We start from the raw sequence: 13,393 nt of genomic DNA on the forward strand, positions 1-13,393 counted from the left end.
TTAAAATGGCCCGCCCGCAAACGGCGGCAGCCAGCCACTCACCCCCAGCCGGCTACCTGAAACTTGTGAAAGCGGCCCGCCGCCCCTATCTGCCGCTCTGATTTTTTATTCCGCACGAAAGACGACCCATGAATACCCTGCTCCATCTTGCCGACGAACCCCGTTTCGATGCCGTGGCCGTGGCCGACATCCGCCCCGCCATGCAAAGCGCCATGACCGAAGCGCGCGCCGCCATTGCCGCCATCAAGGCCCAAAGCGATGTTACTTGGATCAATACCGTGGAGGCGCTCACCGACGTTACCGAGCGCGTCGGCCGCATCTGGGGCGTGGTGGCCCACCTCAACTCGGTGGTGGACACCCCCGAATTGCGTGCGGTGTATAACGAATTGATGCCCGAAGTCACCGTATTCTTCACCGAAATCGGCCAAGACATCGAATTGTACGAACGCTTTAAAGCCATCCGCGCCTCCGCCGCCTACGAGCGCCTGGATCCCGCCCAACAAACCAAGCTGGCGCACGATTTGCGCGACTTCGTGCTCAGCGGCGCCGAGCTGCCGCCCGAACAACAGGCCGAATTCGCCGCCCTGCAAACCGAAGGCGCCCAACTGGGCGCCCGGTTCAGCCAAAACGTGCTGGATGCCACCGATGCCTTCGCCCTGTATTTCGAGGATGGGCAGCGCCTGCAGGGGCTACCTGAAGACGCCTTGGCCATGTTTGCCGCGGCCGCTCAGGCCGAAGGCAAAAGCGGCTACAAAATCGGCCTGCAAATGCCGCATTATCTGGCTGTGATGCAGTATGCCGACGACCGCGACCTGCGCGCCGAGGTGTACCGCGCCTACGTCACCCGCGCCAGCGAATTCGGCAAACCCGAATGGGACAACACCGCCAACATCGGCCGCCGCCTGCACATCGCCCGCGCCGAGGCCGAACTCTTGGGCTATACCGACTACGCCGAATTGTCGCTGGTCACCAAAATGGCGAATTCGCCCGATGAAGTGCTGGCCTTTTTGCGCGATCTGGCCCGCCGCGCCAAACCCTTTGCCGAGCGCGACCTGGCCGAAGTGCGCGCCTTTGCCGGCGAGCAATTGACCATCGCCGACCTGCAGCCCTGGGATTTGGCCTACGCCAGCGAAAAGCTGCGCCAGGCCAAATACGCCTTCAGCGAAACCGAAGTGAAAAAATACTTCCCCGCCGATAAAGTGCTGGCCGGCCTGTTTGCGCAAATCCACCGCCTCTACGGCGTGAATCTGATGGAAAAAACCGTGCCGGTGTGGCACCCCGACGTGCGCTATTTCGAGCTGGAAAAAGGCGGCGCCATCATCGGCGGCGTTTATCTCGACCTCTACGCCCGCGAAGGCAAACGCGGCGGTGCCTGGATGAACGACTACCGCGGCCGGCGCCGTTTTGTTTCCGGCAGCCGCAGCGGCCAAATCCAAACCCCGGTGGCCTATTTGGTGTGCAACTTCACCCCGCCGGTGGGCGGCAAACCCGCGCGCCTGAGCCACGACGAAATCCTCACCCTGTTTCACGAAATGGGCCACGGCCTGCACCATTTGCTCACCCGCGTGGACGAACTCGGCGTCTCCGGCATCAACGGCGTGGAATGGGACGCGGTGGAGCTGCCCAGCCAGTTTATGGAAAACTTCGTGTGGGAATACGAGGTGCTGGCCGGTATGTCGGCCCACGAAGACGACGGCCGCACCCTGCCGCGCGAATTGTTCGACAAAATGGTGGCGGCCAAAAACTTCCAGCGCGGCCTGTTTATGGTGCGGCAGATGGAGTTCGCCCTGTTCGACATGCGCATCTACCGCGAAGCCGATGCCGCCGAAGGCGGCCGCTGGGCGGAAATTCTGGACGAAGTACGCGCCGAAGTGGCGGTGGTGCAGCCGCCCGCTTTCAACCGCTTCGCCAACAGCTTCGGCCACATCTTCGCCGGCGGCTACGCAGCGGGCTATTACAGCTACGCCTGGGCCGAAGTGCTGAGTGCCGACGCCTACGCCGCCTTTGAAGAAAGCGACGACGTGCGCGCCACCGGCGCCCGCTTTTGGAACGAAATCCTGGCCATGGGCGGCAGCCGTCCCGCCGCCGAATCGTTCAAAGCCTTCCGCGGCCGCGAACCGCAAATCGACGCCCTGTTGCGCCACAGCGGCTTTGACCAAGCGGCCTAAGTGAACGGCGCCAAGCAGCAAACAGGCTACCTGAAAGATTTCAGGTAGCCTGTTGCTTGATAGGTGCCGCCTACATGCCGATGCTGAAACCATTGCCATCCATCTGAAGCACGTTTCTGCATTGTGCGCCGACGGCGGGTTTGCTTTACCGTCCCGCCCTAAGGGAAAAAAGGCTACCTGAACACTTTCAGGTAGCCTTTGCCTTGCCGGAAGGCAAGATTTGATCAGTCTCTCAACTTGGCCAGCTGCTGCTGCACTTTTTCCATTTTGCCGTTCAGATCGGCCAATTCGGCGCGGTCTTTTTCCACCAGATGGGCGGGGGCTTTTTCGGTGTAGCCGGGCTTGCCCAGTTTGGCGTTCAGCTTGTCGAGCGCTTTTTGCAGTTTTTCCGCTTCCTTGTTTAAACGGGCGGTTTCGGCGGCCTTGTCGATCTCCACTTTCAGCATCAGGCGCGCGCCGTTGCAGACGGCCACCGGCGCATCTTCGCTGTCGGGCAGCTGCGCCACCAGCTTGGCTTCGCTGAGGCGGGCCATGGCCGGCAGGTATTTCAGGTAGCCTTCCAGATGGCTGCCGCCCTCCACAAACAGCGGGGCTTTCACGCTCGGCGCCAAACCCATTTCGCCGCGCAGATTGCGCACCGCGCCGATCAGCTCCTGCAGGACCGCCATCTGCTCGAAGGCGGCGGGCACGATTTTTTCTTCGTCCGCCACCGGCCAGGCCGCCGTCATGATGCTGTCGCTGTGTTTGGCATTGGCCAGCGGGGCAACGGTTTGCCACAGCTCTTCGGTGATGAAGGGCATGATGGGGTGCAGCAGGCGCAGCACCACTTCCAACACGCGCACTAAGGTGCGGCGGGTGGTGCGCTGGCGGCTCTCGCAGCCGGTTTGCAGCTGCACTTTGGCCAGCTCCAAATACCAGTCGCAGAAGTCGTTCCACACGAATTCATACAGGGTTTGCGCGGCCAGGTCGAAGCGGTAGGTGTCGAAGGCTGCCGACACCGCCGCCTCGGTTTGCTGCAAGCGGCCGATGATCCATTGATCGACAAAGCTGTAGGCCAAGGGCTGGCTTTCGTCTTGGCCGCAATCTTGGTCTTCGGTGTTCATCAGCACGAAGTTGGTGGCGTTCCAGATTTTATTGCAGAAGTTGCGGTAGCCTTCGGCGCGTTTGAAGTCGAAATTGATGCTGCGGCCGAGGCTGGCGTAGCTGGCCATGGTGAAGCGCAGGGCATCGGTGCCGAACACGGGAATGCCTTCAGGGAACAGCTTCTCGGTGGCGCGGCGCACTTCGGGGGCTTTTTCGGGGCGGCGCAGGCCGGTGGTGCGTTTTGCCAAGAGTTCGGGCAGGCCGATGCCGTCGATCAAATCCACCGGATCAATCACATTGCCCTCGGATTTCGACATTTTCTTGCCTTCGTGGTCGCGCACCATGCCGTGGATATACACGTCTTTAAACGGCACTTTGCCGGTGAAATGGGTGGTCATCATGATCATGCGCGCCACCCAGAAAAAGATGATTTCGTAGCCGGTCACCAACACGGAAGAGGGCAGAAAGGCGTTCAATTCGTCGGTTTGCTGCGGCCAGCCCAAAGTGGAGAAGGGCACCAAGGCCGAGGAAAACCAGGTGTCGAGCACGTCTTCATCGCGGGTAAGCACAATACCTTGGGCACGGCAGGCGGCCATCGCTTCGGCCACCGGCTGGCTCAAGCCTGCCAAAATTTGCTGCCGGGTTTGTCCCTGCTCCTTGGCGCCGGGCATACGGGTGCGCCCCAATACTTCCACAATGCGCATCCAATCTGACATCAGCGCAAAGTCTGCCTCTTCCAAGCGGCCTTGCTGCTGCCGTTCTTCGTAACGGCTGGAGAATGCCTGCCAATAGGCATCACATTCGTCATGCGCCACATAACAACGGCCTTGCGCATCGTACCAAGCCGGAATCTGATGGCCCCACCACAGCTGGCGCGAGATACACCAGTCTTGGATGTTGTTCATCCATTGGTTGTAGGTGTTGACCCAATTTTCGGGGATGAATTTCACCTGCCCGCTGTCCACCGCGTGTTTGGCTTTTTCGGCCAGGCTCATGCCGGCAAATTCGCTGTCGGGCTCGCCGCCGGCGGGCTTGGCGTTCATGGCGATGAACCATTGGTCGGTGAGCATGGGTTCGATTACCGAGCCGGTGCGGTCGCCTTTGGGCGTCATCAGTTTGTGCGGCTTGGTGTCTTTCAGGTAGCCTTGCGCGCTCAGATCGGCCACGATTTGTTTGCGCGCCTCAAAGCGGTCGAGGCCGGCGTAGGCGGCGGGCAGGGCAATGCCGCTGTGGCGGCGGCTTTGGAAATCGAACACTTCCGCTTCGGGCAGGATGCGCGCCTGCAAATCCAACACGCTGATCAGGAGGGTGTCGTGGTTTTTGCCCACCTGGTAGTCGTTGAAATCGTGGGCGGGGGTGATTTTCACGCAGCCGCTGCCGAATTCGCGGTCTACATATTCGTCGGCAATCACGGGAATGGTGCGGCCGGTCAGCGGCAACACCAGCTGTTGGCCGACCAAATGGCGGTAGCGTTCGTCTTCGGGATGCACGGCCACGGCCACGTCGCCCAAGAGGGTTTCGGGGCGGGTGGTGGCCACGGTAACGCTCTCGGCGGGATTGTCGGCCAGCGGATAGCGGATGTGCCACATATGGCCGTCGCTTTCCACGTTTTCCACTTCCAAATCGGAAACGGCGGTGCCGAGCACGGGATCCCAATTCACCAAACGCTTGCCGCGGTAAATCAGGCCCTGCTCATACAGGCGCACAAACACTTCGGTGACCACGGCGGCGCGGGTGTCGTCCATGGTGAAATACTCGCGGCTCCAGTCGGCCGAGCAGCCCATGCGGCGCATTTGTTCGGTGATGGTGCCGCCGGAATGCCGCTTCCATTCCCACACTTTTTCCAAAAAGGCTGCGCGGCCCAAGTCGTGGCGCGATACGCCCTGTTCGCCCAGCTGGCGCTCCACCACAATCTGGGTGGCGATGCCGGCGTGGTCGGCGCCGGGCACCCAGCAGGTATTGCGGCCTTGCATGCGGTAATAGCGGGTGAGGCCGTCCATAATGGTTTGGTTGAAGGCGTGGCCCATGTGCAGGGTGCCGGTGACATTGGGCGGCGGCAACTGAATGGAGAAGGCTTCGCTGCCGGGCTGCATGTGCGGCTGGAAATAGCCGGCGGCTTCCCAGTTTTGATAGTGTTTAGCCTCGATTTCGGCAGGGTTATATTTATTGAGCATGGCTGAAACGGTCTCGATGCGGAAAATCAGAAAAATGCGCGGATTATATCGGAGAAAGCGGGCTGGCTGAAAGCCGGCATGCTGCGCCCGAGTGGTGATCAAGCGCTGCCCGGCGGGCTATAATGCGGCCTTTCGCCGCACAGGCTACCTGAAAGCACACCATGTCCGAGCTGACTCTTTACCGCCAAACCTTTCCCTCCCGCCTGCTGTTGGGCACCGCGGCCTATCCGAGCACGGAAATCCTGCGCCAGGCCGTGGCCGCCGCCGAGCCGGCGATGATCACCGTTTCCCTGCGACGCGCCGGCAGCGCCGCCGAAACCGACGGCCAAGGCTTTTGGGCGCTACTGCAGGAGATGGACGTGCCGGTGCTGCCCAATACCGCGGGCTGCCAAAGCGTGCAGGAGGCGGTGACCACCGCCCGCATGGCGCGCGAAGTGTTCGCCACCGACTGGATCAAACTCGAGCTGATCGGCGACGACGACACCCTGCAGCCAGATGTGTTCCAACTGGTGGAAGCGGCCAAAATCCTGATTGACGAAGGCTTTAAAGTGCTACCCTACTGCACGGAAGACCTGATTGCCTGCCGCCGTCTGCTGGATGCGGGCTGCGAAGCGCTGATGCCGTGGGCGGCACCCATCGGCAGCGGGCTGGGCGTGGTGCACGGCTATGCGCTGCAGGTATTGCGCGAGCGGCTGCCCGATGTGCCGCTGATCATCGACGCCGGCCTCGGTCTGCCTTCGCAGGCGGCGCAGGTAATGGAATGGGGCTTCGACGGCGTACTGCTCAACACCGCGGTATCGCGCAGCGGCGATCCGGTGGCGATGGCGCGCGCTTTCGCCCAAGCCACCGCCGCCGGCCGGGCCGCCTATTTGTCCGACCCCGTGCAGCCGCACCGCCACGCCCGCGCCAGCACGCCCACCGTGGGGCAGCCGTTTTGGCACAGCGAAGAATACTGAGCGAGGTGTTCGGCATGCTTTTCAGGTAGCCTCAGGCTACCTGAAAACTTTTCTAAGGCCCCCGGATATGCCGCTGCGCTTGTAGTTGAAACCCATTCTTATCCATTGCCGTTTTGCTGCCGATTCGGTGCACAATTGCTGATTTTGCTGCGGCGCACCTTCTCCATAATGGCTGCAGCGGCACTCCTGCCGCGCAGACCGTAAGGAGAATCGATATGTGTGATTTCCATTTGCCGCGCAGCCTCAAAATCAAACCCAGCCCCTGGGGCCCGGACGACCAAATCGGCCGCCTCAACTGGATTACCGACGACAGCCGCCGTGAAGTGATGGAGGCTTTGGATCCGAGCCGCTCTTACGATATTTCGGTGAAATATTTCATCGGCATGCCTTCTTGGTCGGCCGCCGGCGATCCGCCCTTCCAAATCTGGATGACCCACACCCCTTCGGGCAACGTCAACGACGACCTGCTGGACGTTACCCTGGCCGGCAAAAAACTGATCGGCTACTCCGGCGACGCCATTTCCATGTACACCCACTGCGGCACCCACATCGACACCCTCAACCACTTCGGCTACCAAGACACCGTGTGGAACGGCTATACCCAAGCCGAACATTTGGGCAGCCGCCATTGGCTCAAATGCGGGGCCGAACAGTTTCCGATTATCTGCGCCCGCGCCGTGCTGCTCGATGTGGCGCGCACCAAAGGCGTGGACAGGTTGCCGCCGTCTTACGGCATCGGCCGCGCCGATTTGGAAGCCACCCTGGCACGCCAGCAGGTGTCCATCCGCCAGGGCGACATCGTGATGATCCGCACCGGCATGATGACGGTATGGCCCGACCGCGAAGCCTATCTCACCAACTCGCCCGGCCTCAATCTGGAAGGCGCCGAATTTCTGGTGGGCTTGGGCGCCATGATCATCGGCGCCGACAACATCGCACTCGAGCAAGGCCCTTCGGTCGAGCCGGACAATTATTTCCCCGTGCACACCTATCTGTTTGCCGAGGCCGGCGTGCCGATTATCGAGGTGATGAACTTGGAAGAACTGGCCAAAGACGAAGTGTACGAAACGGCCTTCATCGGCCGGGCCATGCCGATAGTCGGCTCCACCGGCGCCCCCATTCAGCCGGTGGTGTTCCCGATGAAGAAAACGGCTTAACGCCGTGCCACGCCCGCCTTGGCGGGCGTTTTCGCCTGCCGCACCTGCCAGAACCTTTGCACAACCGGCACCGACCCAGGTACGCCCATGATGCCCTTAGCGCCTCCCTACACCATCCGCGCCTTACACCACGCGTTCCGCCACGGCGACACCACGCCCTCAATCCTTACCGAACAGATTCTGGCCCGCTGTGCCGACAGCCCGCGCGGCATCCTCACCGATGTTTTTGACGAACGCGCCCTGCGCGAAGCGGCCGCCAGCACCCGCCGCTGGCAGGCCGGACAGCCCTTGGGTTTGTTCGACGGCATTCCCTGTGTGTGGAAAGACTTGTTCGACGTGGCCGGCAGCGTGACCACCGCCGGCTCGCCGGCCTACCGCCACCGTCCGCCGGCGGCAGCCGATGCGCCGCTGGTGGCCGCTTTCGGCCGCGCCGGCGGTGTGAACATCGGCAAAGCCGGTTTGTCGGAGCTGGCCTATTCGGGGCTGGGCATCAACCCCGCTTTCGGCACGCCGCCCAACCCTTTCGACAAGCGGCGCATTCCCGGCGGCTCTTCCAGCGGCAGTGCCGCCGCCGTGCGGGCAGGCTTGTGCGCCTTCAGCATGGGCAGCGACACCAGCGGCTCCATCCGCATTCCCAGCGCCTTCCACCACCTCACCGGCTACAAGCCTTCGCGCCACCGTTTCGACCAGCGCCAGGTGTTTCCGCTCTCCACCACGCTGGACGAAGTCGGGCCGATTGCGGCCGGCGTGCAAGACTGCTACGACGCCGCCAACCTGCTCTCAGGCCGCGAAAGCAGGCTGCTGCAAGGCGCAGATTGGCGGGAAATATCGTTGCTGGTGCCGGAAAATGCGGCTTTGTGGGCAGACACCGAGGATGCCGTCCGCTCGGCTTTTCAGGTAGCCTTACAAGGCTTGGCCGCGGCCGGCGCGGCCGTTTGCCGGGCAGACATTCCCGAATTCGATGCCGTCATGGCCGCGGTGGCCGAACACGGCACATTTGCCGCCGCCGAATCGCTGTATTTCCACCGCAAGGTGCTGGCCGGTGCCGACGGCCGCCTGATCGACCAGCGCGTGCTCGACCGCATGTTCCGCGCCAAAAGCATGAGTGCAACGGATTATGTGGCCCTGCACGACATCCGCCGGCGTCTGCAACACAGTCTGTGGCAGCGTTATCCGCACCACATCGTGCTGCTGCCGACGGTGGCGGAGGTGCCGCCGCTGCTCGCCCCGCTGGAAAGCGATGCCGCGCATTACCACCGCATCAATCTTTTGGTTTTGCGCAATACCAGCCTGTTTAATTTTTTGGATGCCGAGAGCCTGTCTCTGCCGATCGGCTTCAGCGCCCAAGGTCTGCCGGTCGGGCTGATGCTCTCAACAGCACCGGGGCAGGACGAACGGCTGTTTCAGGTAGCCCGGGCGGCAGAGCGGCTGCTGGCCGAAGCAGGCTGAGACCTTTGCAAACAAGCAATAAAAAACGAACGGCCGAACCGTTCGTTTTTTGTGCAGCGGATGTTAAAAACCGGCCTGCTGTTCCAGATTGTCCACCAGCGCCTCGTCCAACTTCAGCGCATGGGAGAGCTGTGACAGGAACACGATTTCTTTGCGTGCCAAGTCGCCGCACACCATACGGGCGGCCAAGTAGGCTTCGGCAGCCAAAGCAGTGTTTTGGCCGATTTCGGCGGCAATCTCGGCGGGCGTGGCCGGACGGGCGGCCTCGGCGGCCAGCCATTGCTGCAACTCGGGATCATCGCCGCCCTCGCTGCTGATCAGACGGCGTTCTTCATCGTCGATCAGGCCGTCGGCAGCCGCTGCGGCAATCATGGTGCGCAAAATCACGCGGCCGGCGGTTTCGGCGGCGGCGCCGCTGGGCTCGAATGCCGAAGGCGGCAGCGGCGCAGCGGCCGCCGCCGGCTGGTTTTGGTTATTCTTTTGGCTCTGCCAGTTTTGATAGGCGTGGTAGGCCAAGGCACCCAAAGCGGCCATCGAGCCGGCACGCGCCCATTTTTGGGTGTTTCTCTTTTTCAATATGCCGGAGAGCAGGCTGCTGGCGGCGGCGGCACCGCCCACTTTCATCAACAGATCTTTCGGGTTGGCGGAAGAACGGGCAGCCGGTTTGCCGGCGCCGTGTACGGAACCCAACACTTGGTTGAGCAGTTTGTTGAAATCCATGGGAGACCTCCTGAAGTGGTGATACGCGCGTGGCGGAAAATAACAGTGCCTGCACACATGGGGGCACGGACAAAGAAACAAGCCGCTTGGAAACGGCTTTACATAACTTTGTTCTGAGGCCGGCCGCCATAAAGCCTTGCGGCGGTATTGGCGCTTAGCAATCCTGCCTGCGGCCTTGCCAAACCGCTTCGCACGCTTTCTGATGACACGCTCTCAGGCTACCTGAAAACCGGCAAACCCCGCACCAGATGGCCGACACCGATGCCGTGCCCGGCAAACCAGCCACGGTTCATTTCCAGCGCATAACGCACCGGCTCGGGCGAACAATGGATGCGGGTGGAATACGGCACCATATCGTGCAGCGAAGCAATGCGGCCGTCTTCGCGGATAAAAGCCGCAGTCAGCGGCAGAGGCGTGTGGCGCATCCACAAACATTGCACGGCGGTTTGGTCGAACACAAACAGCATGCCTTCGTTGGCCGGCATACGGCGGCGGTACATCAAGCCGATTTGTTGCGAGGTCTCGTCGGCAGCCATCTGCACCTCGGCCGCCTGGCCGTTGAGCGTCAGCGTGGTGCGCGGCAAGTCAAGCTGGGGCAGCGGCTCCGCAGCGGCGGCAGAAAGACCGGCAGCCCATACCGCCGCCGCTGTGCGAAAACGCCGACGCATGGATTTAGCGGCCGTGCACAGCCGTCCAAGCCGCATCCAAACGGCGGCCGGCGGCTTCCAAGGTGCTGCCGGCCTGCTGGGCGGCCACATCGGCTTCGTTCAACTCGCTTTGCAAACGGGCGGCTTCGGCCTGTTTTTGCTGGATGGTGGCCTGCACTGTCTGCAGACGCTGGCGCAGTGTGCCGACTTTGGCCGTATAGTCGGTTTGGGCTTTCAGCGCTTCCTGATAGGCGATTTGGGCGCTGAGCAGCTCGGTTTGGGCCGCGGATTGATCGGCCAGTGCCGGCGCGGCGGCCAGCAGCAGGCAACAAAAAGCAGTCACACGGGACATCATGGGTTCTCCTGAAAAAAGGCTCAGGCAACCGGCATCATCAGCAACGGGCTACCTGAAAACGGAACGGGCCGGACAGCCGTTTTTACAGCGCCTGACGGCACACTTTCTCAAACTGGTTGCCACTGGCCGAACCCTTTACCACCGGCTGGGCACGCAGATTGGTGTAGCGGTGGGCGGCCAGCACATTGCCGGCGGCATCAAACATCTGCACGCCCAGCAGGCGGTAGGTGCGGGCGCGGCAGTCCATCTGCCATTCGTTGACCGCAGATTTGTAGCGCGGGGTGTTGATGTAGTGTTCTTTGGCCGGATCGCGCACGGTAATGCGTTCGCGGAAGGTGGCGCTGTGGTTTTGGCTGCGGATGCTGGCGGTGTCGATGGCATGACTGACATTGCCGTTGGGGCTGGTGCCGATGTCCTGCCAGCTGCCGCCCAAAGCGGGATTGGCCGGCTGCATCACGGTACAGGCGCCCAGCAGCAGGACCGCAGCGGCGGCGGTGAGGTGCAGGGTTTTCATGACTTTCCTTTCAGGTAGCCTGCAAACGCTATAAAATACCGCGTTTTGCGGCACTCGGCGGCAGGCGCAATCGAATCCGCGCCATTATAGCCCAATCGGCGGCGGCATGACCGCCGCGCCGCCCGACGCTTTTTCCCAGACACATGATGCCCGATTCCCACGCCCTTTCCGTTTTGCACGATGTATTCGGCTACCCGGCTTTCCGCGGCAGCCAGGCCGAGATTGTGGCGGCGCTCGCCGGCGGGCAGAACCTGCTGGTGCTGATGCCCACCGGCGGCGGCAAATCGCTGTGCTACCAAATTCCGGCACTGATGCGCGACGGCGTGGCGGTGGTGGTGTCGCCGCTGATTGCGCTGATGGACGACCAAGTGGCCAGCCTGCGCGCCGCCGGGGTGGCGGCGGCAGGCGTGCACAGCGGAGTGCCGGCGGAAGAAGTGAGGCGGATTGCCGACGAAATCGAACAAGGCTACCTGAAGCTCTTATATGTCTCACCAGAAAGATTGGTCACCGAGCGTTTCCTGCGCTTTCTCGACCACACGCGGGTGAGCCTGTTTGCCATCGACGAAGCACACTGCGTCAGCCAATGGGGGCACGATTTCCGCCCCGAATACCGCCAACTGGGCCTGTTGGCCGAGCGCTATCCCGATGTGCCGCGCATCGCGCTCACCGCCACCGCCGATGCCGAAACCCGGGCCGACATCCGCCATTATCTGCGCCTGGAAGAGGCCGCCGAATTTGTGGCCAGCTTCGACCGGCCGAATCTGTATTACCAAGTCATCGAAAAAAACAACGGCAAAAAGCAGCTGCTGGATTTTCTCAACAGCCGGCCGCGCGGCGAAAGCGGCATTGTGTATTGCCTGAGCCGCAAAAAAGTGGAAGACGTGGCGGCTTTTCTGCGCGAAAGCGGCCACCACGCGCTGCCTTACCACGCCGGCCTGAGCATGGAAACCCGCAGCGAGCACCAGCGCCGCTTCACCCACGAAGACGGGGTGATTATTGTGGCCACGGTGGCTTTCGGCATGGGCATCGACAAACCCGACGTGCGTTTTGTCGCCCATTTGGATATGCCGCAGAGCATCGAACACTTTTATCAGGAAAGCGGCCGCGCCGGGCGCGACGGCCAGCCGGCCGCCAGCTGGCTCTGCTACGGCCTCAACGATTACGCCCTGTTGCGCGAACGCATTCTGAGCGGCAACAGCGACGACTTCCAGAAAAACATCGAATTGCAAAAACTGGACGCCATGTTTGCCGTGTGCGAAACCGCCGGCTGCCGGCGGGTGCCGCTGCTGCAGCATTTCGGCCAGAGCAGCCAACCCTGCGGCCACTGCGACAACTGCCTGCACCCGCCGGTGCGCTTCGATGCCACCGAACTGGTGCAGAAACTGCTCAGCTGCGTTTACCGCGTCGGCCAGCGCTTTGCCGCCGGCTATGTGATCAATGTTTTGCGCGGCAAAACGGAAGACTGGATACGCGACAACCGCCACCACCAACTCTCCACCTTTGGCATCGGCGCCCAGCTGTCGGACAAAGAATGGCGCGGCGTGGTCCGCCAATGCATCGGCTTGGGCTACCTGAACACCGACCCGCTCAACCACCATGCCCTGCGGCTGAACGAAAGCGCGGTGGCCGTGCTCAAAGGCGAGCAGACGGTAATGCTGCGGCCGCTCAAGCGCGAAAAAGCGGCCACCCGCCTGCCGAAAGAGCAATGGCTGCGCACCGAACGCGAAGAACGCGTGTGGCAGGCCCTGCGCCAATGGCGCAGCGAACGCGCCAAAGCCGACGACGTGCCGGCCTACATCATCTGCGGCGACCGCACGCTGCAGGACATCGTGCAGCAACGGCCGGACACACTCGCCGCGCTGCATGAGATTTACGGCTTGGGCGAGGCGAAAATCGACAAATTCGGTGCCGATATTTTGGCGGTATGCCTGCCTTTGTGGGCGGAAGAATAAAGCTACGACAATGATGAATCAGGTTTTCAGGTAGCCTGAAGCGGCCCCACGCCCATTCTTCATGAGGCTGAGACCTTTGCAAAACCCTCAGATGTGGATGCAGTTCAAGGCGTAGCAGCGCAGCGAGTGCAGACATATCATATAGATAGGCAAGCGAGCGAGCAGCACACAACGCAGAAATGCGCCGCAGATGGGGGTTTTGCAAAGGTCTCAGGCTG

The 13,393-nt window shown here is 61.9% G+C and carries 10 protein-coding genes and 1 pseudogene; 5 read left to right on the forward strand and 6 right to left on the reverse strand.

Annotated features, from left to right (window positions below; translation table 11 throughout):
* Positions 1-128 precede the first annotated feature (128 nt).
* A complete protein-coding gene (locus HMPREF9371_RS10450) occupies positions 129-2,168 on the forward strand; it encodes a M3 family metallopeptidase (RefSeq protein ID WP_009120118.1) in 2,040 nt (679 codons plus the stop codon).
* Positions 2,169-2,392: 224 nt separating this feature from the next.
* Here HMPREF9371_RS10450 and HMPREF9371_RS10455 read toward each other — a convergent pair whose 3' ends face one another.
* Positions 2,393-5,425, reverse strand: coding sequence for a valine--tRNA ligase (locus HMPREF9371_RS10455; RefSeq protein ID WP_040661140.1), 3,033 nt, complete (start codon positions 5,423-5,425; stop codon positions 2,393-2,395).
* Positions 5,426-5,586: 161 nt separating this feature from the next.
* On the opposite strand from HMPREF9371_RS10455, the gene HMPREF9371_RS10460 reads away from it, so the two are divergent.
* The 3 genes from HMPREF9371_RS10460 (at position 5,587) to HMPREF9371_RS10470 (ending at position 8,987) form a co-directional block, all read left to right on the forward strand.
* The gene (locus HMPREF9371_RS10460; protein WP_009120120.1) at positions 5,587-6,381 is read left to right on the forward strand and encodes a thiazole synthase; all 795 of its coding nucleotides are present in this window, start codon (positions 5,587-5,589) and stop codon (positions 6,379-6,381) included.
* 215 nt (positions 6,382-6,596) lie between these two features.
* Positions 6,597-7,538, forward strand: coding sequence for a cyclase family protein (locus HMPREF9371_RS10465; protein WP_009120122.1), 942 nt, complete (start codon positions 6,597-6,599; stop codon positions 7,536-7,538).
* Between the two features lie 87 nt (positions 7,539-7,625).
* Complete coding sequence (locus HMPREF9371_RS10470) at positions 7,626-8,987, forward strand: amidase family protein (protein WP_009120123.1); 1,362 nt, start codon at positions 7,626-7,628, stop codon at positions 8,985-8,987.
* A 63-nt stretch (positions 8,988-9,050) separates the two neighbouring features.
* Here the strand turns inward: HMPREF9371_RS10470 and HMPREF9371_RS10475 are convergent, their stop codons facing one another.
* The 4 genes from HMPREF9371_RS10475 to HMPREF9371_RS10490 form a co-directional block, all read right to left on the reverse strand.
* The gene (locus HMPREF9371_RS10475; RefSeq protein WP_009120124.1) at positions 9,051-9,707 is read right to left on the reverse strand and encodes a tellurite resistance TerB family protein; all 657 of its coding nucleotides are present in this window, start codon (positions 9,705-9,707) and stop codon (positions 9,051-9,053) included.
* Between the two features lie 218 nt (positions 9,708-9,925).
* Entirely contained in the window at positions 9,926-10,375 is a 450-nt protein-coding gene (locus HMPREF9371_RS10480; protein WP_009120125.1) for a DUF192 domain-containing protein, read from the reverse strand.
* 4 nt (positions 10,376-10,379) lie between these two features.
* Positions 10,380-10,709, reverse strand: a complete 330-nt coding sequence (locus HMPREF9371_RS10485) for a hypothetical protein (RefSeq protein WP_009120126.1) — start codon at positions 10,707-10,709, stop codon at positions 10,380-10,382.
* Between the two features lie 82 nt (positions 10,710-10,791).
* Positions 10,792-11,223 (reverse strand): surface-adhesin E family protein, encoded by a 432-nt coding sequence (locus tag HMPREF9371_RS10490; protein ID WP_009120127.1) that lies wholly within the window; start codon positions 11,221-11,223, stop codon positions 10,792-10,794.
* A gap of 143 nt (positions 11,224-11,366) precedes the next feature.
* Here HMPREF9371_RS10490 and recQ point away from each other — a divergent pair, with 143 nt between their 5' ends.
* Complete coding sequence (gene recQ / locus HMPREF9371_RS10495) at positions 11,367-13,175, forward strand: DNA helicase RecQ (protein WP_009120128.1); 1,809 nt, start codon at positions 11,367-11,369, stop codon at positions 13,173-13,175.
* Between the two features lie 64 nt (positions 13,176-13,239).
* Here the strand turns inward: recQ and HMPREF9371_RS13970 are convergent.
* Positions 13,240-13,393: pseudogene (locus HMPREF9371_RS13970) on the reverse strand (signal peptidase); the annotation flags it as partial.

It is taken from the genome of Neisseria shayeganii 871 (genome assembly GCF_000226875.1).
Lineage (GTDB): Bacteria > Pseudomonadota > Gammaproteobacteria > Burkholderiales > Neisseriaceae > Eikenella > Eikenella shayeganii.

Coding starts and splice junctions, on each gene's coding strand:
- recQ (WP_009120128.1), top strand. CDS start 11,367: ATGATGCCCGATTCCCACGCCCTTTCCGTTTTGCACGATGTATTCGGC.
- HMPREF9371_RS10460 (WP_009120120.1), top strand. CDS start 5,587: ATGTCCGAGCTGACTCTTTACCGCCAAACCTTTCCCTCCCGCCTGCTG.
- HMPREF9371_RS10480 (WP_009120125.1), bottom strand. CDS start 10,375: ATGCGTCGGCGTTTTCGCACAGCGGCGGCGGTATGGGCTGCCGGTCTT.
- HMPREF9371_RS10485 (WP_009120126.1), bottom strand. CDS start 10,709: ATGATGTCCCGTGTGACTGCTTTTTGTTGCCTGCTGCTGGCCGCCGCG.
- HMPREF9371_RS10465 (WP_009120122.1), top strand. CDS start 6,597: ATGTGTGATTTCCATTTGCCGCGCAGCCTCAAAATCAAACCCAGCCCC.
- HMPREF9371_RS10475 (WP_009120124.1), bottom strand. CDS start 9,707: ATGGATTTCAACAAACTGCTCAACCAAGTGTTGGGTTCCGTACACGGC.
- HMPREF9371_RS10490 (WP_009120127.1), bottom strand. CDS start 11,223: ATGAAAACCCTGCACCTCACCGCCGCCGCTGCGGTCCTGCTGCTGGGC.
- HMPREF9371_RS10470 (WP_009120123.1), top strand. CDS start 7,626: ATGATGCCCTTAGCGCCTCCCTACACCATCCGCGCCTTACACCACGCG.
- HMPREF9371_RS10455 (WP_040661140.1), bottom strand. CDS start 5,425: ATGCTCAATAAATATAACCCTGCCGAAATCGAGGCTAAACACTATCAA.
- HMPREF9371_RS10450 (WP_009120118.1), top strand. CDS start 129: ATGAATACCCTGCTCCATCTTGCCGACGAACCCCGTTTCGATGCCGTG.